Annotated in this window: 12 protein-coding genes and 1 pseudogene; 8 read left to right on the top strand and 5 right to left on the bottom strand. The window is 70.8% G+C overall.

Annotated features, from left to right (window positions below; translation table 11 throughout):
* Window positions 1-81: 81 nt before the first annotated feature.
* Window positions 82-6,189, bottom strand: a complete 6,108-nt coding sequence (locus ACEYYH_RS01750) for a DUF4082 domain-containing protein (protein WP_374976578.1) — start codon at window positions 6,187-6,189, stop codon at window positions 82-84.
* Window positions 6,190-6,379: 190 nt separating this feature from the next.
* Here ACEYYH_RS01750 and ACEYYH_RS01745 point away from each other — a divergent pair, with 190 nt between their 5' ends.
* Window positions 6,380-6,961: an acyltransferase gene (locus tag ACEYYH_RS01745; RefSeq protein ID WP_374976577.1), complete on the top strand. Its 582-nt coding sequence runs from the start codon at window positions 6,380-6,382 to the stop codon at window positions 6,959-6,961.
* Between the two features lie 38 nt (window positions 6,962-6,999).
* Here the strand turns inward: ACEYYH_RS01745 and ACEYYH_RS01740 are convergent, their stop codons facing one another.
* Window positions 7,000-8,154 (bottom strand): glycosyltransferase, encoded by a 1,155-nt coding sequence (locus ACEYYH_RS01740; RefSeq protein WP_374976576.1) that lies wholly within the window; start codon window positions 8,152-8,154, stop codon window positions 7,000-7,002.
* A gap of 175 nt (window positions 8,155-8,329) precedes the next feature.
* Between ACEYYH_RS01740 and ACEYYH_RS01735 the strand changes: the two genes are divergently transcribed.
* From ACEYYH_RS01735 to ACEYYH_RS01705, 7 genes are all read left to right on the top strand, one after another.
* Window positions 8,330-8,563 (top strand): glutaredoxin family protein, encoded by a 234-nt coding sequence (locus tag ACEYYH_RS01735; protein ID WP_116196883.1) that lies wholly within the window; start codon window positions 8,330-8,332, stop codon window positions 8,561-8,563.
* A 291-nt stretch (window positions 8,564-8,854) separates the two neighbouring features.
* Window positions 8,855-9,715 (top strand): tryptophan 2,3-dioxygenase, encoded by an 861-nt coding sequence (gene kynA, locus ACEYYH_RS01730; RefSeq protein WP_374976575.1) that lies wholly within the window; start codon window positions 8,855-8,857, stop codon window positions 9,713-9,715.
* Entirely contained in the window at window positions 9,715-10,695 is a 981-nt protein-coding gene (locus ACEYYH_RS01725; protein WP_374976574.1) for a hypothetical protein, read from the top strand. The genes kynA and ACEYYH_RS01725 overlap by 1 nt, the downstream gene beginning before the upstream one ends.
* Window positions 10,682-11,947 (top strand): kynureninase, encoded by a 1,266-nt coding sequence (locus tag ACEYYH_RS01720; protein ID WP_374976573.1) that lies wholly within the window; start codon window positions 10,682-10,684, stop codon window positions 11,945-11,947. Before ACEYYH_RS01725 ends, ACEYYH_RS01720 begins: the two co-directional genes overlap by 14 nt.
* Before the next feature lie 130 nt (window positions 11,948-12,077).
* A complete protein-coding gene (locus ACEYYH_RS01715; protein ID WP_374976572.1) occupies window positions 12,078-13,589 on the top strand; it encodes an MFS transporter in 1,512 nt (503 codons plus the stop codon).
* A gap of 84 nt (window positions 13,590-13,673) precedes the next feature.
* On the top strand, window positions 13,674-15,449 hold the full coding sequence (locus tag ACEYYH_RS01710; protein ID WP_374976571.1) for an aldehyde dehydrogenase family protein: 1,776 nt from the start codon (window positions 13,674-13,676) through the stop codon (window positions 15,447-15,449).
* A complete protein-coding gene (locus ACEYYH_RS01705) occupies window positions 15,446-17,086 on the top strand; it encodes a GMC family oxidoreductase (protein WP_374976570.1) in 1,641 nt (546 codons plus the stop codon). Before ACEYYH_RS01710 ends, ACEYYH_RS01705 begins: the two co-directional genes overlap by 4 nt.
* A gap of 785 nt (window positions 17,087-17,871) precedes the next feature.
* On the opposite strand, the gene ACEYYH_RS01700 is transcribed toward ACEYYH_RS01705, so the two are convergent.
* From ACEYYH_RS01700 to ACEYYH_RS01690, 3 genes and pseudogenes are all read right to left on the bottom strand, one after another.
* A complete protein-coding gene (locus ACEYYH_RS01700; RefSeq protein WP_374976569.1) occupies window positions 17,872-19,443 on the bottom strand; it encodes a DEAD/DEAH box helicase in 1,572 nt (523 codons plus the stop codon).
* 703 nt (window positions 19,444-20,146) lie between these two features.
* Window positions 20,147-21,112 (bottom strand): annotated as a pseudogene (gene pip / locus ACEYYH_RS01695) (prolyl aminopeptidase); the annotation flags it as partial.
* The gene (locus ACEYYH_RS01690; RefSeq protein WP_374976568.1) at window positions 21,109-21,978 is read right to left on the bottom strand and encodes a neutral zinc metallopeptidase; all 870 of its coding nucleotides are present in this window, start codon (window positions 21,976-21,978) and stop codon (window positions 21,109-21,111) included. The pseudogene pip and the gene ACEYYH_RS01690, both read right to left, overlap by 4 nt.
* Window positions 21,979-22,018 lie beyond the last annotated feature (40 nt).

Below are 22,018 nucleotides of genomic sequence, written 5' to 3'. Positions count from 1 at the left end.
GCACCCCCAATCTCTTCCCCTCCGGTCCCCAAACCGGAGGGTTCTGCTCGTGACGGATCTTCACCTCATCTGTTCGTGTCGTCAGTTGTCAGGGTCGAACACGACATCGACCCAGTACTTGTTGTTGTTCGTCGTCCCCGGGTTCCCCGACCCGACACCCGCGACACCGCCGTTCGCGATCGTCGAGAGGGGCCCGGCCGTCACGACGGACGCGAGCGCCCCGTTGGTGATGGGGTAGCGGCCGGAGCTGAGCAGCGTCACCCGGTACTCCGTGCCGACAGTCAGACGCACAGGCGACGACAGCACCGCCGTCTGCCAGCCCGAGGAGGTCTCGTTGCGGAAGGTCACCTGCGCGAGCACAGTGCCGTTCGCGCTCCTGAGGTAGCCGGTGTGGGTGCCGTTGTTCTGGCTCCCCTTGTAATAGCGGATCGTGGTGACGACGCCGGGGGCGCTGACGCGGAAACGGGTCCCCACCTGGTAGGCGAGCAGTGCGTTGGCGTTCGCGTTCGCCGGCGTCCCGGTGGTGAAGAGGCTCACCTGGTCGGGCTTGACCACCGTCGTGAACGACCAAGTGCCGTTCGGTACCGCCGTGCTGTTGGCAGTGACGGTCGCCGTGTACGTCTTCACCCAGTCCAACGCTACGGTCGGGGTGAACGTCGCCACGCCTGTCGACTCGTTGAAGGCAGACGTCCCCGCCACGTTCGTCGCACCTAGTCTGAGCACGATCGAGGCGCTCACCGCGCCGGTGAGTCGCGCGGTGATCTGAGCGGTCGCGGGATCGACCGCGGTCGCGCCGGCGGCCGGAGTCGTGGCTGACAGAGTCGCGGCCGGGAGCGTCGAGAACGACCACCCGCCGCCAGTCACCGCGACACCGTCCGCCGTGACGGCTACGTCGTAGGACCTGCCCCACTGCAGTGAGGCTGAGGGGACGAAGGTCACCGTGCCGGTCGCCGCGTTGAAGTTCGACGTTCCCGCGACGGAGGTGCCGCCGCTGGCCATGGTCAGCGCCGCCGCGGAGGCGTTCGACAGCGTCGCCGATACCGTCACCGTCGTCGGATCCACGTTCGTCGCCGATGCTGCCGGGCTGCGGGCTGTGATCGATGGCGCCGCGAGCGTCGTGAACGACCATGTGCCGCCGACGATCGACTCTCCGTCCACGGTGACTGCGACCGAATACGACGTGCCGCGGGCGAGTGGAGCCGCCGGCGCGAAGGCGACGACGCTGGAGGCGGCATCGTAACTGCTCGTGCCCGTTACCGGGGTGCCTCCGGTCGACACCACCATGGTCGCCGACGTCGCATCGGCGACGGTCGCGTTGATCGCTGCCGTGGTGGACACACCGGTCGCGTCGGCAGCCGGGGCTCGCGACGTCAGGGTCGGCGCGGCCGGAGGTGGGTCGCCGGCCGGACCGAAGTCGACCTGGACGTCCGCGAAATATGCAGTCGCGTTGAAGCTCGTGGTCGGGAACCCTCCGTTCGTCCCGTAGACGTACCGACCGTTGTCCGTCGCGGGACCGGTGATGTCGCCCGAGATCCGCGGCTGCGCGAAGTACCCAGCAGTCGTGGCGAAGCCGCCCTGGGGCGCCAAGTACGAGACGACGTATGTGTTTCCCGGTGTGACGAGGATCGGTGCGCTCAGTGCCGCGCGCTGCCAGCCCGACGCGGTCTCGGTGTCGAAGGTGACGCGGGCCAGCTCCTGACCGGTCGCGGACCACAGGGTGCCACGATGCGTGCCGGTGCTCCCGGCGCCCTTGTAGTAGAGCAGTGCCGTGACGTGGCCCGGCTTGGCGACGGTGAACGCGGTGCCCAGTTCGACCGCGTCCGTGTCGGCCACTAAGGGGATCGTGGGCACGTCAGCGCCGAACAGCGTCTGGACCACTCCCGAAATCGGCGGCACCGCCGATTCGAACGTCCACGTGTCGAGGGCGAGCCCGTCGAGGGTGACGGTCGCGGTGTACAGCGTTGCATAGGCGAGGGGGGCAGCCGGCGCGAACGAGACTGTGCGCGTGACCGGATTGTAGGATGCTGCGCCCGAGACGTCTGCGCCGGCGCCCGTGACCGTCAGCGAGACCGCCTGCCCTCCGGCGTCTGCGCTCAGGGTGGCTGCGATGGGCGCGTCGATCGAGACGGCGGCCGCCCCGTCGACCGGAGAGGTGGATTCCACAACCAGAGGCTCCTGGCCGTCCTGCGAATCGGGGACGAACTCGAGGTCGACGAAGTAGTTCGTCGAGTTCCAGGAGGCGGTGGGCATCGCCGCTGCATCTCCGTACCGGTAGACGCCGTTCGCGGGGCTCACCGCGGTGAGCGGTCCCGAGGACACGGGTGAGGCGAAGTATCCGCTGGTGTACGAGTACCCCCCGCGCGGGGCGTAGTACGACACCGTGTACACCTGACCGGGGGTGAGCGCGACCGGATTCGCCAGCACCACCCGCTGCCATCCGCTCGCGGTCTCCGACGTGAAGGTCGCCTGCGCGATGCGCTGGCCGGCCGCGTTCCACAGCGACCCGACGTGGGTGCCGGTGTTCGCGGTCGCCTTGTAGAACCGGATCGCGGTGGCCTTGCCCGACACGCCCGTCGTGAACGACATGCCGAGCTCGACCGACGCGGTGTCGGAGGCCTCGGTCTGCGCGGGGGTCGCACCTCCGATCAGCGAGACGATCGTCGTCGAGCCTATGGCGGTGAAAGACCACGCGACGTCCGGGCCTGCCACGCCGGATTCCGAGACGAGGCCGGTGATCGACACCGCCACCTGCGCCCATGCCGGATACGTGCCCGCAGGTGTGAAGGTCACCGTCTTCTTGTCGCCCGAGAGCGCCCACGATCCGGCCACGGCGCTTCCGTTCGCAGTGACCGCGCCCGTGTACCCGGTGCGGATGGCGCCGCTGAAGGTCGCCGAGATGGGCGCATTCGCGGCGACGGCGGTCGCGCCGGCGGCAGGGGTCGAATTCGTCATCACGGGGCTGTCGCCCAGTGGCTGGAACACGACGTCGACGCCATAGTCGGTCGTCGAGGCCTGCGTCGGGAACGCGTTCGCGTACGTGAAGACGGCGCCGTTCGCCGCGACGGTCAGAGGCCCGCGCGTGTACTCCTGTGCGAAGGTCGCGGGCGTGGCCGAGTACCTGCCCTGTGTCGCGCGGTACGAGACGACGTACCGTACACCAGGCTGCACCGTCACGGGCGCCGACAGCGTCGCCTTCTGCCAGCCCGAGGCTGACTCGTTGGTGAACTCCACCGTCGCGAGGGCCGTGCCGGCGTCGTTCCAGAGCGTGCCGACGTGGGTTCCGCCGTTGCCTTGGCCCTTGAAGAACTTGAGGGCGGTGATCGTGCCCGGATAGCCGACCGTGAACCCGACGCCGAGGGTGACCGCGGACGAGTCGGAGTCGCTCGGGACGGCGGGGACACGACTGTCGTCGAAGAGGCTGCATGGGCACTGGCCGTCGCTCTGCCCGTCGGCACGCGTGGTGAACGACCAGCCGGAGTCCGGAGCCAGGCCGACGCCGTTCGTGTCCCGCGCGGTCGGGCCGACCGTATAGACGGTGCTGGGCTGGAGCGGCGTTGCGGGCACGAACCGGATCACGCGGGTCGGGGCGTCGTACGACACCGTGCCGGAGACGACGGCTCCGCTCGGATCCGTGAGGGTGAGGCCGACCGATTCCGGGACAGCGGGCCGCGTCAGGGTCGCGGTGACTGCGGTGTCGAGCGCGACGCTCGTCGCTCCCGCGCCCGGGGTGCGCAGCTGGATCCGCAGCGGAGACGTATCGGACTTGGTGAACTCGAGGTCGACGAAGTAGTTGGCGTCGGCCCAGGTCGTGGTCGGGAACTGCCCCGGTGTCCCATAGACCCCCGCAACATTCGCACCCGTGGCGGAGCTCACGGTGACGGGTGACGACGGGCGCGCGCTGTACGGCCAGTACCGCTCCTGGAAGGCGTACCCGCCCTGCGGTGCCGTGTACGACACGGTGTACGTCTGCCCGGCGATGATCGGCACGGGCGAGGAGAACTGGGCGGTCTGCCAGCCTGTAGGGGACTCACCGGAGAAGACGACGGTCGCGAGGCGGGAGCCGGAGGAGTTCCACAGCGAGCCGACGTGCTGGCCCCCATTGCCGGAGCCCTTGTAGAAGCGGACACCGCTGACGTACCCGTCGACCTCGGTGGAGAAGCGCAGGCCGAGCTCGACCGACTGGGTGTCATCGGCCGACAGGGTGGCCGGCACGGCGTTGCCCAGCGCGGAGTACGGCCCTCCGACCGTGACCGATCGGGTCGTGCCGGCCGATGAGTAGTTGGCGCTGTCATCGATGCCCCGGGCCTTGATGGTCTGCGCCCCGTCGCCCTGCTGCACGTACGTGAAGGTCCAGGATGTGGTGCCCTCGGCGCGGCGCCACGTCGCCCCACCGTCGGTCGAGACCTCCACCCCCGCGACCCGTCCGGCGGAGTCGGAGGCCGTCCCGGTCACGGTGACGGCGGTGCCGTTCGCGATCGACTGCCCCTCCGTCGGAGCGCTGATCGTCGTCGTCGGCGCTGTCGTGTCGGCGCTCTTCGCCGCCGCCACGAGCCCGGACATCAGCGTGGACGGCTGCGCGCCCATGTCGGCGAGGACGTTGACCGTCGCCTGCTGGATGCGCGAATCGGAGGTCCCCTGCCTTCCGTCGTGGACGTCGTCGAGCCCCCACCCCCACCGGATGGTGGCGGACGAGAACACGAGAGCTCCGCTCGCCGCGCGGTAGAGGGTGATGTGGTGCCGGGTCGTACCCGCGGCGACGACGTTGCCGTAGTCCCGCAGATACTGCGTGGTCGGCGCCACCGTCGTCGACATGCGGATCAGTCCCGGCGGACGGAAGCCGTTGTCCACATCCTCGTTCGTCTCATAGCCGAGGATGCCGTCGCCGAGGTCCGCGGTCTGGCCGGCCGCGAGGGCGGACAGGCCCGTGTTCCGCCAGATGCGCAGCTTGCCCTCTTCGGACCCGACCCTGAGCGGCAGATCGATGTCGTTGACCATGTACATCGTGCCCGTCAGCGCGTTTTCGGGATTGCGTGCCCCCTGTGCCGGCGTGGCGTAGCGCGGGTCGCGGGAAGTCCCGGTCCACTGCGTATCGGGATCGATCTTGGCGTTGCCCCATGTCTCCTTGTAGCTGACGAGAGTGCGGTAGGACGTGTTCGAGCCATCCGCCGACGACTCCCAGCGCGTCCGCCAGTACCCCTCGTTGCCTGTCAGGAATGCGAAGTTCACTCCCGCGTTGCGCGCCGCCTCCATGTTCGCTCGCTGGGCGCCCGACCAGTACTCGTCGTGCCCGACCGAGAGGAAGACCTTGTGGTTGAGCAGCTCCGCCCCGCGCCGGTCGGTGTCGACGTCCGTCGTGTAGGTGACGTCGTACCCGTTGCGCTCGAGGAATCGGACGGTGGGGTACTCCGAATCGAAATAGAAGTCGCGCTGGGTGTTGCCCGACGGCGAGTTGAGGTCGGTCGAGTTGCGGGTGGCGAAGGGGCGGTTGTAGCTCAGCTTGTACGCGCGGTTGTTCGCACCGCCCTGGTAGAAGTTCGCGCCGCCGTAGGTGTTGTAGGCGTGCCACGTCGTGTCGGAGGTCTGAAAGAAGAGGTCGGACGTGTTGCCGTCCTTGCGCACGACGAACGTGATGTGGCTCGCCCCGCCGTCGTCGGCGCGCGTGAGCTTCGCGATGTAGACGCCCGACACCGCGTCTGCGGGAACCGTCCAGGACGCCGAGACGCCCCATGTGCCGCAGTCATAGAGTCCGGTGGCCACATCCGAGATGCACTGCGGCTGCCCCTGCGGCAGTGTCGCGCTGACGGGCACGGAGGTGATGAAGCGCGCCCCGAGTCCCTGGTACCACCCCGTTCGGTAGACGTCGATGCGGTATGAGCGGGCATCAGTGTCGATCTTGAAGTCGATCCTCTGCCCGGAATTGACCGAGATGTCCGTGGCGAAGCCCTGGATCGACGGGTCTCCCGCGCCGGTGATGTCCCACACGTCGGGATCGGTGCCGAGGTTCTGGTTCTCGCATGTGATCGGATTGATGTTCACCCCGCATGGGCTCGCCGCTCGGGCCTGCTCGCCGGAGGCAACCGCGCTCAGCAGTGCGATCACCAGCGCTGCGAGCGCAGCGAAGGTGACGAGCTTCTTGCGGTACGCCCGAGATCCGGACAGAACCGTCGCCGAAGGCTGGCTGATCCCCATTGCTTCCCTGTTCCCGACGCCCTCGTCGGTGCTGTCTCCCCGTCGGCCTTCGGGTGACCGGCTGAGAAGACATCCGCGTGCGATACTTCCCCAGTGCCCGCGGAGGGTCCCGCGCGCAGTATAACCACATCGCGTCGCACAATGGAACCCGAGCGACGAAGCGGGGAAGAGGACAATGGACGATTCCACGATGATCGACGCATCAGCCGATGTGGCGGAAAGTGCCCGGCTGGGTGCCCGTACGCGTGTGTGGCATCTGGCGCAGATCCGCGAGGCGGCGGTTCTGGGCGCCGACTGCAACATCGGCCGCGGCGCCTATATCGGTCCGGGCGTCGTGCTCGGCGACGCCTGCAAGATCCAGAATCACGCGCTCGTGTACGAGCCCGCGAGGCTGGGCGACGGCGTCTTCGTCGGCCCTGCCGCCGTGCTCACGAACGACGAGTTCCCGCGGGCAGTCAATCCCGACCTCAGCCCGAAGACCTCGCAGGACTGGCACCAGGTCGGCGTGACGATCGGCACCGGCGCATCGATAGGCGCGCGGGCCGTGTGCATCGCCCCGGTCACAATCGGCGAATGGGCGCTCGTGGCGGCCGGCGCCGTGGTCACGAGGGACGTCCCGCCGTACGCGCTGGTCGTGGGAGTGCCGGCGCACCGTGTCGGCTGGGTCGGACGCGCCGGCAAGCCGCTCCGGGGCGAGGGCGACGAGTGGGTCTGCCCCGACACGGGCGAGCGCTACGTGCAGGACGCCGAGACGCTGCGCCTCGCGGACTGAGGAGATGAACGGATGCCGCGGGCCGAGGCATCCGGAATCTAGAGCTCGCCGGGCTGCATGGCCTCGTGGTCGAGCTCCTCGACGAAGCGACGGGCGGGGCTCGGTTCCACGCCCGCTTTGCGGGGCGCGTACACGACGAGCGAGTGGAAGAGGAAGCGGAGGAAGAACGCGACCACGAGAGTGATCGCCGTCGCCACGACCGCCGAGATGTGTCCGGTCGAGACCATCATCGCAACGATGGGGATGCGGATCACGGCCTCGGCGTTGTTGAAGCTGAACGACTTCGCGAAGCGCAGCCAGACACCCGACGCGTTCTCGCGCATGTCCTGGAAGACGAAGCGCTCCTGGAGCAGGAAGTTGCCGATGATCGTGACCTCGGCGGCGACGATCGCGGCCACGATGTAGTCCACGCCCCAGTACGTGAGCGCCCAGACGATCGCGACGTTGGCGACGGCGCCGAGCCCGCCGATCACGGCGAACAGCGACATCTTGCCGAAGCGAAGCGCGGTCAGCTGCGTGAGGAAGTGCAGACCCTGCCGCACCGACGCCTTGGATTCCCCCGCGTGGCGGTCGGCGAAGTCGAACGGGATCTCGGCCACGCGCATCGGCCGGCGCGCGAGGATCTCCAGCAGGATCTTGAAGCCGCGCGGGCGCATCTGCTCGGAGTCGATCGTGCGCCGGTCGATGAGGAAGAACCCGGTCATCGGGTCGGAGACGTCCTTCAGCCGGATGGGGAACATCGCGCGCGTCACCGCGGTCGACCCCTTCGACACCATCACCCGGGTGCGGTCGGCGAGGCCGCCGGAGGTGCCGCCGCCGGCATACCGCGACGCGATCACGAGATCCACGTCGCCGCGCGAGTAGCGGTGCCACAGCGCGGGGATCTCCTCCGGCGGATGCTGCAGATCGGCGTCCATGACCAGACAGGCGTCTGTCTCGGCCGCCGCGAAGCCCTCCATCACGGCTCCGCCGAGGCCGCCGACGGGACGATCGCGATGGATCAGCCGGACGGGCAGGGAAGCGGATGCCGCGACCTCGCGGATCACGTCGGGAGTGGCGTCCGTGCTGTCGTCGACGAAGATGATCTCGGCGTCGAGCCCGCCCCGGCTCTGGACCGCGGCGGTGACACGCCGGACGAGCTCCGCGATGTTCGGAGCCTCGTTGTACGTCGGAACCACGATCGACAACTGCATCGCGGGCTATCCTCCCATGCGCCGGTGAATCGGCGCCTCCGCGTTCAGCCGACGCAGGGGACACCATCGGCCGATGCACGGGCGCGCACCCCGGACGGTGCACGGCCCTCGTCCAGGATCCATCCCTGAGAATGGAAGGGTGACTTCCCCCGCGTCCTCCCCCTCCACCCTCACGATGTTCGGCGCCGACTGGTGCCGCGACTGCATCCGCACCAAGAAGCAGCTCGACGCGCTCGGCATCTCGTACACCTACGTCGACCTGGTGGCCGACCCCGCCGCGGCGGATGTCGCGCGCGACATCTCGGGCCGGACCAACATCCCCGTCGTCGTGTACCCGGATGCCTCGCACCACGTCGAGCCGTCGAACGCCGACGTCGAGGCGAAGCTGCGCGAACTCTCCCTCATCTGAGGCCGGTGACTCCCGCTCGTCGAGCGAGCCCGCACCCTCGCCCGTGTGCCAGCCCGCACTCTCGTTGAGCGAGCCCCCACCCCCGCTCGTTGTGCCAGCCCGCACCCTCGTTGAGCGAGCCCGCACCCTCGCCCGTCGAGCGAGCCCGCACCCTCGCCCGTGTGCCAGCCCGCACCCCCGCTCGTTGAGCGAGCCCGCACCCCCGCTCGTTGAGCGAGCTTGCGAGTCGAAACGCCTCGAACCATCGTGACACCCTGACGCCGCGGCATCCGTCCGAATTAGGCTGAGGCCGTGAGCGTCGAACGCAATACCCGGGCGATCGAGGGATCTGTCGTCACCGACTTCGAGGACCGCATGAGCTACGGCGGCTATCTCGATCTCGCGACCCTGCTGTCGGCCCAGCGGCCGCTCAGCGGCAGCGGCGGCAAGCAGGAGCATCATGATGAGCTGCTGTTCATCGTGCAGCACCAGACCACGGAGTTGTGGCTGAAGCTCGTGCTGCACGAGCTCGGCGCCGCCTGCCGTCTGCTCCGCGAAGACCAGCTCGCCCCCGCGCTCAAGTGCATCGCGCGCGTCAAGCACATCCAGAAGACCCTCACCGAGCAGTGGTCGGTGCTGGCGACCCTCACCCCGGCCGAATACGGCCAGTTCCGGGGCGTGCTGGGCAACGCCAGCGGCTTCCAGTCCGCGCAGTACCGCGCGGTCGAGTTCATGCTGGGCAACAAGAACGCCGCGATGCTGCGGGTGTTCGCCTCCGACGCCGCCGCGCACGCGCTCGTGGGCGCGGCGCTCGACGCGCCGAGTCTGTACGACGAGTTCCTCGGCATGCTCGCCCGCTCGGGCTATCCGATCCCCGCTGAGGTGCTCGAGCGGGACGTCACGAAGGCGTGGACCTACACGCCGGAGCTCGTGCCGGTGTTCACCGAGATCTACCGGGACCCCGAGGCCCACTGGGCGGCCTACGAGACGTGCGAGGAGCTCGTCGACCTCGAGGACAACTTCCAGCTGTGGCGCTTCCGGCATCTCAAGACGGTCGAGCGGATCATCGGCTTCAAGACCGGCACCGGCGGCTCGAGCGGCGTGCCGTTCCTGCAGCGGGCGCTCGATCTCACCTTCTTCCCCGAGCTGTACGCCGTGCGGACGGAGCTGTGATGTCGCACGATCCCGACGCCCTGCGCGAACTCCTCGGCCCGGACGCGGCGCTCTGCCACCGCGCCATCACCGGCGAGCACGGCGTCTCGCTGCCTCCGTTCACCGATCACCACGTGCACCTGCACCTCATCGACGAGAGCGCTCTGGCCGCGGGCGGCATCGCCGGCGTCGTCGACCTCGGCGGCGACCCGGTGACTCTGGCACGACGGGAGAACCACGGCATTCCGCGCGTGGCATATGCCGGCGCGTTTCTGACGGCGGTCGGCGGCTACCCGGTCGGGCGTCCGTGGGCGCCGGCCGAGATCGCGCGCGAGATCGCGGACGCCTCGACCCATCCGGGCGTCGCCGGCGGCGCGGCCACGGCGGTCGACGAGCAGGCCTCGTTCGGGGCCTCCGTCATCAAGGCCTCGCTCAACAGCGTCGCGGGACCGGTGCTCGACGCGGCGGCGCTGGCCGCGATCGTCGAGGTCGCACGCGAACGCGGACTGCCGGTCGTCGCGCATGCGGAGGGCCACGGGATGCCGCAGCTCGCGCTCGACGCAGGGGTCGACGGCTTCGCCCACACACCCTTCAGCGGGTTCGTCGGCCGGACCTTCACCGCCCACGCGGTCAAGGCCGGCCAGGTGTGGATCTCGACGCTCGCGATCCACGCGGGGGATGAGGAAGCGGGCGATTTCGCCCGGGTCAACCTCGCCGGGTTCGCCGCCGCAGGCGGGCGGGTGCTCTACGGCACCGACCTCGGCAACGGCGATCAGCCGGTGGGCGTCAACCCCGACGAGGTCGCCGCGCTCGACCGCGCGGGCATCCGCGGTGCCGCGCTCATCGCAGCTCTGGCGGATCCCTGGCCGCTGGCTGACCCGCCCTCCGGCGTCTGCACCTTCGTCCCCGGGCCGCCGCCCGCCGAACTCGACGAGGTCGCCGAGTGGCTGCGCGGCGCGACCGTCGTCCCCACCGAGGAGCTCATCCATGACGACCACTGACCCCGCGGCGGCGGCCGTCGCCGAAGGGCTCGAGGACGCAGCATCCGCTCTCGATGCCGACGACCCGCTGCGCGCCCACCGTGACGCGTTCGTCGGAGCCGAGACGTCGCTCGTCTACTTCGACGGCAACTCCCTCGGGCGTCCGCTGCGCGCGAGCGTGGAGCGACTGGGCGCGTTCGCACGCGACGAGTGGGGCGGGCGCCTCATCCGCGGGTGGGACGAGTCGTGGATGCAGCTGCCCTTCGAGATCGGCGACGCCGTCGGCCGCGCGGCGATCGGCGCCGCCGCGGGGCAGACGGTGATCGGCGACTCGACCACCGTGCTCCTCTACAAGCTGCTGCGGGCCGCGTTCGACGCCGCGGTCGCCGCCGATCCCGCGCGGGTCGAGATCGTCGTCGACCGCGACAACTTTCCGACCGACCGCTACCTGGTCGAGGGCATCGCCGCGGAGCGCGGCGGCCGCGTGCGCTGGATCGACGTCGATCTCGCGGGCGGGGTCTCCGCGTCGGCGCTGAGCGAGGCGGTGGGCCCCGAGACGGCGGTCGTGCTGCTCTCGCACGTCGCATACCGATCCGGATATCTGGCGGATGCTGCGACCCTCACCCGCATCGCCCACGACGCCGGCGCGCTCATCCTGTGGGACCTCTGCCACTCCGCGGGCTCGGTGCCGGTCGAGGCCGACGCGTGGGGGGTCGACCTCGCTGTGGGCTGCACCTACAAGTACCTCAACGGCGGGCCCGGCTCGCCGGCGTTCGCCTACGTCGCGTCGCGGCTGCAGGATCGGCTGGCCCAGCCCATCCAAGGGTGGATGGGCACGGCCGACGTGTTCGCGATGGGGCCTTCGTACCGCCCGGCGGACGGGATGCGGCGCTTCCTGTCGGGCACGCCGCCGATCGTCGGCATGCTCGCGATGCAGGACACCCTCGCCCTGCTCGAGGAGGTCGGCATCGAGGCCGTGCGCGCCAAGTCGGTCGCGCTCACCGAGTTCGCGGTGCGTGTGGCGGACGAGCTGCTCGCCCCGCTCGGCGTCACGGTGGCCTCGCCCCGCGATCCCGCCGAGCGCGGCGGCCACGTGACGCTGTCGCATCCGTCGATGCGCGCGGTGACCGCGCGGCTCTGGACGCAGGACGTCATCCCCGACTACCGCGACCCCGGCGGCCTCCGCATCGGCCTCTCCCCCCTGTCGACGTCGTTCGCCGAGACGCTCGCCGGGCTTCGCGCGGTGGAGGCCGCGGTGCGCGCGGAGCCCTGACCAGGCGCACCTCGCCGCAGCCGGCGAGAGTACAACGGGTCGCCGAGATGCTGGGGCGTTCCCTACCCCTCGTCCACAAGCTGTACTCTCGCGGGCGAAGCGCGGGGCGGCGCTGACCTACACTGGCGCGATGAGCAACGAGGCTCCGCCGGCGACTGGGGTTCCGGCATCCACCTCCGCCCGGCTCGGCCGCGGCACCATCGCGCGTTACGCGACCGGGTCGCTCGGCACGGGCGGGTTCGCGACGCTGCCGGGGCTCGTGCTGACGTACTACCTCACCGACTCGCTCGGGGTCGCGGCGCTCGCGGCCGGGGCCGTCATCACGGTCGCCAAAGTGTGGGACGTCGTGATCGACCCGGTCATCGGGGCGCTCACCGACCGCGACCTGGCACGCCACGGCAGCCGGCGACGCCTGATGCTGATCGGCGCACTCGCGCTGCCCGTGCTGTTCGCGCTGACGTTCGCGGTGCCGCCTTCGCTCGGACCGGTGGTCGCGGGCATCTGGGTGCTCGTCGCGTTCACGCTGACGGCGACGGCGTTCAGCCTCTTCCAGGTGCCGTACATCGCGCTTCCCGCCGAGCTGACTCCGCGGTACGACGAGCGCACGCGCCTGCTGACCTGGCGCGTGGTGGTGCTGACCCTCGCGATCCTGCTGTTCGGCGCGGGTGGTCCGGCCCTCCGCCGCGTGTCGGACGACCCGTTCGTCCAGCACCTCGTCATGGGCGTCGTGTGCGGTGTCGTGATCGGGATCGGGATGCTGGTTGCCACGGGCGTCGCCAGGCGCGCAGCATCCGTCCCCCCTCCGCCGATCCGCGAGAGTACAGCTGGTCGACGAGAGGGTGGGAACGAACCAGCATCTCGGCGACCAGCTGTACTCTCGCCGGAAGACGGCGGGGCGCGTGCTGCGAACGCGGGGATCCGGGAGCACTTCGCGGAAGGGATCGGCGCACTCAGGCGCAGCCGGCCGTTCCGGCTGCTGCTGGCCACCTTCGTGCTCCAAGCCCTCGCGACCGGGCTCATGCTCGCGGGCGCACAGTATGTCGCGACGTGGGTGCTGCACTCGCAGGCCGCGGTCGAGCTGCTGTTCGTCGCGCTCATCGCGCCGGCGCTGCTCGCCGCGCCCGCGTGGGGCGTCGTGGCGCGGCGCATCGGCAAGGAGCGCACGTTCACCATCGCCAGCGTCGTGTTCGCGGTGGCGGCGCTGTCGATCCTCGGCATGCTGTGGGCGCCGGGCGACTGGATCTACGTACCCGTCGGCGTCGCCGGCATCGCGTACGCGGGCATGCAGTCGCTGCCGATGGCGATGCTGCCCGACGTGATCTCCCACGACGAGCGCACCCACGGCCCGGGCCGAGCCGGGTCGTTCAGCGGAGTATGGACCGCCGGCGAGACCGTGGGGTTCGCGCTCGGCGCGACGACGCTGGCGGTGATCCTCGCGGTGACCGGGTACGTCTCGTCGACCGGCACCCAGGTCTTGGCGGGAAGCGTCACCGTGCAGCCGGATGCCGCGATCACGGGCATCGTCGTGAGCTTCAGCCTCGCGCCGGCGGTGCTGATCGGCGTCAGCCTGCTCACCCTCGCCCGGTACCCGCTGCGCCGCGCCGACATCGATCGCCACGACACCCAGTCGCAGTCCGGCTGACACCGAGTGCCGGGCGGCGTGACGTAGGATGCCCCGTGACGGACTCACGAGCGGGAGCCGCCGCGCGAGTTCGAAGGAGAACACATGTCCCCCACCTCCTCCGCGACCCCCGCGAAGCCGCGCAAGGCGCCGGCGAAGCGCCCGCCCGCGCCGGCCCTTCCCGCCGACGAGCGCGCAGCGCTCGACGCCGATCTCGATCGGCTCGACGCGGGCGCGAAGGTGTGGGTGGCCCTCACGCTCGACCAGCGGGCGCGCCTGCTGGGTCGTGTCCGCGACGCGGTCGGCGCCGTCGCGCAGGAGTGGGCCGACACGGCGACGATGTCGAAGGGCCTGACGCCCGGACATCCGCTGTCCGGAGAAGAGTGGCTCGGCGGACCCTATGCCGTCATCGGACTGCTCGACGCGCTGCGCGAGACGCTCGAGGCGCTCGCGAAGGGCCGCAGTCCGCTCGACGGCGTCGCGCTCGACGAGGCGCCGGGAGGACGGGTGCGCGCGCACACGTTCCCGCTGAACGGCACCGAGAAGTTCCTGCTGTCGGGGTTCACCGGCGAGGTGTGGTTCGAGCCGGGCGTCTCCGCGAGCGAGGCGACCCGCGCAGCGGGCCTCGCGCAGCTCACCCCGACCGAGTCGGGCGGCGTCGGCCTCGTGCTCGGCGCGGGCAACGTCACGTCGATCCCGATCGCCGACGTGCTGTACGAGCTGTTCGCGCACAACCGCGTGGCGCTGCTCAAGGTCAACCCGACCCAGGACGCCCTCGTGCCCGTGTTCGAGCGCGCGCTCGCCGCGCTCATCGAGCCCGGCTTCGTGCGCATCGTGCGCGGCGGCGCCGCGACCGGCGCCTACCTCACCTCGCACCCGCGCTTCGCCCACGTGCACATCACCGGCTCGGCGGCGACGTTCGACGCGATCGTGTGGGGAACGGGAACGGATGCTGCGGCCGCCCGCGAATCCGGAACCCCGAAGCTCCCGGTGCCGATCACGGCGGAACTCGGCGGCGTCTCTCCCATCATCGTGGTGCCCGGCCGTTGGACAGCGGCGGACCTGACATACCAGGCGCAGCACGTCGCGACGATGCGCCTCGTGAACGCGGGACACAACTGCATCGCGGGCCAGGTCGTGATCGTGAGCTCCGACTGGCCGCAGCGCGAGGAGTTCCTGCGCGAGCTCCACACGGCGTACGCCGCAGCCCCGGAGCGCCCGGTCTGGTACCCCCGGAGCGACGAGCGGCTGGAGGCCGCAGCATCCGCCTATCCTGACGCTGTGTGGAGCGCCGACCGCACGCGCGCGATCGTCGACGTCGGCCAGGGCGAGGGCGCCGACCCGGTCGAGACCGTCGAGTATTTCGCGCCGATCCTCGGGGTCGCTCTGGTGGGCGGTACGGGCCAGGAGTTCCTCGACGCGGCGGTCGCGCACGCCAACGACAAGCTCACCGGCACGCTCGGCGCGAACGTCATCATCGACCCGGTCACCGAGCGGGCGCTCGGCGACGGGTTCGAGCGCGCGATGGCCGACCTCCGCTACGGCGACATCGCGATCAACACGTGGACGGCCTTCAACTTCCTCACGGCGCGCCTCACGTGGGGCGGCTTCCCGGGGGCGACCCTCGCCGACGTGTCGAGCGGCATCGGCGTCGTGCACAACGCGCTGCTGCTGGACCGCGTCGAGCGGTCGGTCGCGCGCGGCCCGTTCCGCCCGTTCCCGCGTTCGATCGGCAAAGGCGTCTTCAGCATCCTGCCGACGCCCCCGTGGTTCCTCAGCTCGCGCACCGGCGCCGAGGTCTGCGCCGGCCTCACGCGGTACCTCGTCGACGGCAGGCTCCCCGGACTCGTGAAAACCCTGACGAAGGCCATGCGGGCGTGACCGCCGGGTTCGGCGCGGATGGACTCGAGGCCGACTACGTCGTCGTCGGCGCCGGCTCCGCGGGCGCCGCGCTCGCGGCCCGCCTGAGCGAGGACCCGAACGTCTCGGTGCTGCTGCTCGAGGCCGGCGGGCCCGACAAGGCGCTCGAACTGCACGTTCCGGCGGCCTTCTCGAAGCTGTTCCGCGGCGCGTACGACTGGAACTACGACACCGTCCCGCAGCCGGGCCTCGAGGGCCGCACCGTCTACTGGCCGCGCGGCAAGACGCTGGGCGGGTCGTCCTCGCTCAACGCGATGATGTGGATCCGGGGCTTCGCCGCCGATTACGACGAATGGGCGGATGCTGCAGGCCCGACCTGGTCGTGGGACGCCCTGGTCCCCTACTTCCAGCGCGTCGAGCGCACGTCCGACCCGGCCGATGCGACGCAGGGCGCGCACGGTCCGCAGTCGGTCGAGCACCAGCGCGACCCCCGGCCGCACACGGCCGCGTTCCTGGCGGCGGCGGCCGAGGCGGGGCATCCGTTGACTCCGCCGAATCTGCCGGCGGCGCAGGGGTTCTCGCAGACGATGGTGAGCCAGCGCCGCGGTGCTCGCGCCTCGACCGCCGACGCGTACCTGCGCCCGGCGAAGAAGCGGCGCAACCTGCGCGTGGTCACCGGAGCGCACGCGCGGCGCGTGACCTTCGCGGGGGTCGAGGGCGACCGGCGTGCGACCGGCGTGTACGTCGACATCGACGGGATCACGCGCCACGTGCGCGCACGGCGCGAGGTCGTGCTCGCCGGCGGCACGATCAACACCCCGCAGCTGCTCATGCTGAGCGGCATCGGTCCGGCCGAACACCTGGCTGAACACGGCATCGACGTCCTGGTCGATGCGCCCGATGTCGGCGCGAACCTGCAGGACCACCTCGTCGCCGGGCTCGCACCGGCCGCGAAGGGCGGCACGCTGTTCGCCGCTGAGAAGCCCGCCGAGCTCGTGAAGTACCTGGCGGCGCGGAAAGGGATGCTGACCTCCAACGTCGGCGAGGCCTACGGGTTCGTCCGCACCGACGTCGCCGATCGCACCGGCGCGCCGGAGGGGCTCCCCGACATCGAGATCATCTTCGCCTCGGCGCCCTACGTCGGCGAGGGCCTCGTACCGACGCCGGCGCACGGGCTCACGGTGGGCGCGATCCTGCTCCGCCCGCGCAGCCGCGGCACGATCCGGCTCGCGTCCGCGGACCCGTCCGCAGCGCCGCTCATCGACCCGGCGTACCTGTCGGACCCCGACGGCATCGATGCCGAGACGATGCTCGCGGGTCTCGCGGAGTGCGAGCGCCTCATCGACACCGACGCCCTGGGCGCAGTCACGACCGGCGGCTGGGTGCAGCCCGAGGGCGGCGAGCACATGACGCCTGCCGAGCGCGCCGAGTTGTCGATGCGCCGCTACTCCCACACGCTCTACCACCCCGTCGGCACGGCCCGGATGGGGACGGATGCCGCATCCGTCGTCGACCCCGAACTCCGCGTCCGCGGGGTCGCCGGCCTGCGCGTGGCCGACGCCTCCGTCATGCCCACGGTGATCCGCGGCCACACGAACGCCCCCGCGATCGTGATCGGCGAGGTCGCCGCCGACCTCATCCTCGGCCGCCGCATCTGACCCGCGCCCGCCGCACACAGCGGCATCCGCCCTCGCGAGACGCCACGCTGTCGAGTCGCGGTGTCCCGGACGAGTCGCGATGTTTCGCGCGCACCGGACGTGTCGAGCGGATCGGAACATGTCGAGCGGGCGGCCCGTCCCTCAACCGACGGATGCCGCACCCACGGCGCGCGGCACGGCGCGCGGCACGCGGCATCCGCGCTCGCGAGACGCCACGCTGTCGAGTCGCGGTGTCCCGGACGAGTCGCGATGTTTCACGCGCACCGGACGTGTCGAGTGGATCGGAACATGTCGAGCGGGCGCCCCGTCCCTCAACCGACGGATGCCGCACCCACGGCGCGCGGCACGCCACGCGGCACGCGGCATCCGCCCTCGCGAGACGCCACGCTGTCGAGTCGCGGTGTCCCGGACGAGTCGCGATGTTTCGCGCGCACCGGACGTGTCGAGCGGATCGGAACATGTCGAGCGGGCGCCCCGTCCCTCAACCGACGGATGCCGCAACCCACGGCGCGCGGCACGGCGCGCGGCACGCGGCATCCGCCCTCGCGAGACGCCACGCTGTCGAGTCGCGGTGTCCCGGACGAGTCGCGATGTTTCGCGCGCACCGGACGTGTCGAGTGGATCAGAACATGTCGAGCGGGCGGCGGCGCCGGGCGGCGAAAGACACACCGGACCCCGCCCTTTGGCGAGGGAGGGATGGATGCTGCGACCCCCGGTCGCGGCATCCACAACGAAGACGCCCCGCCGCAGGAGCGACGGGGCGTCTGGGAAGCGTGCGCGAGGGGTCAGCGGCCGCCGCGGCGGTTGGTGCCGTTGGGGCGGACGACCGAGCCGACCATGAGCTTGCCGGTGCCGCCGGACGAGGCGCGGCGGCCGGGGGTGCGGGGGTTGCCGGCGGGCTGAGCCGAACGCGAGTGGCCCGCGCTCTGGTCGTGGCGCTGGTGCGAGGCCTTGTCGTGCGCGGTCGCGGCGTCGCGGCGCTGACCGCCCCCGGCCTGCTGGCGACGCTCACCCTGGCCCGAACCGCCCTGGCCCGAACCGCGACGACGACGGCCGCCGGAGCGACCGGCGGGGGCGGCAGCATCCGTCTCGCGTGCGTCGCGCGCGGCGCGCTTGCGCTGGGCGTTCGCGCCCTGGCTGGTGCCGCGCGGCGTTTCGGCGACCGGGACCGGCTTCACGTACGGGGCGACCTGGCCGACGAGCTCCACGACCTCGGGCGAGGTCGCCGTCACGGCGACGGGCTCGACCGAGATGGCGGCCTTGCGCAGCAGCTGCGAGACGTCGCGCTTCTGCTCGGGGAGCACGAGCGTGACGACGGCGCCCTCGGCACCGGCACGGGCCGTGCGGCCGGAGCGGTGCAGGTACGCCTTGTGCTCCATCGGCGGGTCGACGTGGATGACGAGCTCGACGTCGTCGACATGCACGCCGCGGGCCGCGACATCCGTCGCCACGAGCACCTTGACGGCGCCCGACGAGAACGCCGCGAGGTTGCGGTCGCGCGCGGCCTGCGAGAGGTTGCCGTGCAGGTCGACGGCCGGGATGCCCTGGCCGGTGAGCTGCTTGGCGAGCTTCTTCGCCTGGTGCTTGGTGCGCATGAACAGGATGCGGCGGCCCATGCCCGAGGCGAGCGCCTTGACGACGTCCTTCTTGGCGTCGGCGTCGGCGAGCGTGAAGACGTGGTGCGTCATCGCGGCGACGGGCGAGTGCGCCTCGTCGACGGAGTGCAGCACCTCGTTCTGCAGGAACCGGTTCACGAGCTTGTCGACCCCGTTGTCGAGGGTCGCGCTGAACAGCAGACGCTGGCCGCCGGCCGGCGTCGCATTCAGGATGCGCGTGACACCCGGCAGGAAGCCGAGGTCGGCCATGTGGTCAGCCTCGTCGATGACGGTGATCTCGACGGCGTCCAGGTGCACGAAGCCCTGCTTCATGAGGTCCTCGAGGCGGCCCGGGCACGCCACGACGATGTCGACGCCGGCGTTGAGGGCGTTCACCTGGCGGCTCTGGTTCACGCCGCCGAAGATCGTGGTGGTGGTGAGGCCGTAGGCCTTGGCGAGCGGGGCGAGGGTCGCGTCGATCTGCGTCGCGAGCTCGCGCGTCGGCGCGAGCACGAGGCCGAGCGGGCGGCCCTTGCGACGATTGCCGCCGGCGAGCTTGCCGCCGAGGCGCGCGGCCATCGGGATCGAGAAGGCGAGGGTCTTGCCCGAGCCGGTCTTGCCCCGGCCGAGCACGTCGCGGCCGGCGAGCGTGTCGGGGAGCGTGTCGACCTGGATCGGGAAAGCGGTGGTCTTGCCGCCCGCGGCGAGCGCGTCGACAAGGGGCTGAGGCACGCCGAGCGCGCCGAACGAGGTTTCGGTCATGAGGGGATGTTCTCCGGGCACGCGAGTGCCCTGTCGGTGGCCGGGGCGTATCTCGCCCGCGGGTCGCCGTACGAAAGATGTCAGCGCGGTTCTTCGGATCGGGGTCCGGGTGCCGGCGCGAGGGAAGCGTTCTACGACGCGAGAAGCGCAAGAATGCGCTGCAAGGTTCTCCACCCTACCAGTGGGCGGCTGAGCGTTCCCCCGGCAGTGCGCGAGGGTGTGCGCCGCGCTCGGGCGTTTCGACTCGCAAGCTCGCTCAACGAGCGGGAGACAGAGTGGGCACCTCGGGTCAGCGGTCGCACCGCGCTCGGGCGTTTCGACTCGCAAGCTCGCTCAACGAGCGGGAGACAGAGTGGGCACCTCGGGTCAGCGGTCGCACCGCGCTCGGGCGTTTCGACTCGCAAGCTCGCTCAACGAGCGGGAACGTGGTCGGGCGCCTCGGTCAGAGGTCGGCGGTGTCCTTGCGCTTCTTGGCTCGCTTGCCGTTGCGTTCACGACGGAGCACCGGCTCTGGGGCCGGCGGGTCTGCGGGGTCGGTCACGTCCTCGGGTTCGAACTGGGACTCGGGATGCTCCGGCTCGTCGGGTTCGTCCGTCTGCGCCTCCGGCTCCGGCTCGGTCTGCGGGTCGGCTTCGGCTTCGGGGTCCTCGCCGGCTTCTGGCTCCGCCGACGTCTCGACGTGCGCAGACTCGGCGGGCGCCTCGGCGAAGCGGTCCGTCGCGGCGCGGAGCGCGGACGCGATGCCCGGCTCGGACGCGGCATGCGCAGCATCCGGAATCATGACGAAGTCGGCCTCGGGCCACGCGCGGTGCAGGTCCCAGGCGGTCATCGCGGGAGTGCAGACGTCGTAGCGGCCCTGCACGATGACAGCGGGGATGTGACGGATGCGGTCGACCTGCGCGATCAGCTGATCCGGCGTGAACCAGCCGCCGTGCAGGAAGTAGTGGTTCTCGATGCGCGCGAAGGCGACCGCCGCCTTCGGCTCCGTCATCGCCTCGATGAGCTCGGCGTCGGGCAGCAGCGTGAGGTTCGAGGCCTCCCACCGCGACCACGCGACGGCGGCCGGCACGTGCACGGCCGGGTCGGGGTCGGCGAGCCGGCGGTGGTACGCCTCCGTGAGCTGCGAGCGCTCGAGGATCGGGATGGGGGCGATGAAGTCCTCCCACAGATCCGGGACGATGGATGCCGCGCCCCCCTCGTAGAACCACTCCAGCTCGTGGCGGCGCAGCGTGAAGATGCCCCGCAGCACGATCTCGGTGACGGCCTGCGGGTGCGACTCGGCATAGGCGAGGGCGAGCGCGCTCCCCCACGAGCCGCCGAAGACCTGCCATCTCTCGATGCCGAGGTTCTTGCGCAGCAGCTCGATGTCGGCGACGAGGTGCCACGTGGTGTTGTGGCGGAGGTCGGCGTCGGGCTCGCTCGCGTGCGGGGTGGAGCGGCCGCAGCCGCGCTGGTCGAGCAGGATGATGCGGTACCGCCCGGGGTCGAAGAAGCGGCGGTGCCAGGGCGATGTGCCGGCGCCCGGTCCGCCGTGGAGGAACACCACCGGCTTTCCCTCGGGGTTTCCGCTCTGCTCGTACGCGATGCGGTTGCCCTCGCCGGCGATGAGCGTGCCGGTGTCGTAGGGCTCGATGGGCGGATAGAGGATGTCGTCGAGGTGTTCGTTCATAGGCTTCCCCCCGAGACGGCGAAGGTGTCGCACGCGGAAGGACCGTTCCGGTAGCCGGTCTCGAACCAGCTCTGTCGCTGCTCGCTCGAACCGTGGGTCCAGGATTCGGGGTTCACGAAGCCCCCGGACTCCTGCTGGATGTGGTCGTCGCCCACCGCGCCGGCCGCGTTGATCGCGTCAGCGATCTGCTGCTGGGTGGGCTCCTTGAGATACGGTACGCCGTTATCGTCGCGCTGCTCGGTCATGTCGCCCACCCACGCGCCGGCGAAGCAGTCCGCCTGCAGCTCGGTGCGCACGCCGTTGCTGTCGGGGCCGGTGCCGTTGTTCGGGTGCTGGTCCATGATCCCCGCGATGTACTGCACGTGGTGTCCGTACTCGTGGGCGAGGACGTAGAGCTGCGCGAGGTCGCCGGCCGACGCATCGAACTGCTGTCGCAGGAGGCCGAAGAACGTGGGATCGATGTAGACGGTCTCTTCGGGAGGGCAGTAGAACGGGCCGGTCTGGTTGGAGGCCGTGCCGCACGCGCTGCTCGTCTGCTGGTCGACGATGACCAGCTGCGGCGCCCGATAGCCCTGCACCTGGGTCTCCCAGTACTGATCGAGCACGAGACTGCCGGCCGCGAGGCGGCACGCGTCGTTCGCGTTCGCGTCGGCGCCCGTCTCGCATTGCTGGATCTCGGACTCCTCGCCGGATCCGACCTGCGGCTGCGAGGGGATGACGCTCGAGAGATCCTGTCCGGTGAACAGCTGGAACAGGATCACCGCGATCGCGCCGAGGCCCGCGATGCCGCCGCCTGCCACGGCCACGCCGCCGCCTCGACGCCTCGCCGTGTTCCCCCCGACGTTGGCGTTCTCATTGAACGTCATGCCGTCACGGTACCCCGACAGTCCTCTGCTCAGCAGGAAC

Source organism: Microbacterium trichothecenolyticum, from assembly GCF_041938625.1.
Classification (GTDB): Bacteria; Actinomycetota; Actinomycetes; order Actinomycetales; family Microbacteriaceae; genus Microbacterium; species Microbacterium trichothecenolyticum_D.
The sequence above is the reverse complement of the archived record's forward strand: the minus strand, read 5'-3'. Positions and strand labels throughout refer to the sequence as shown.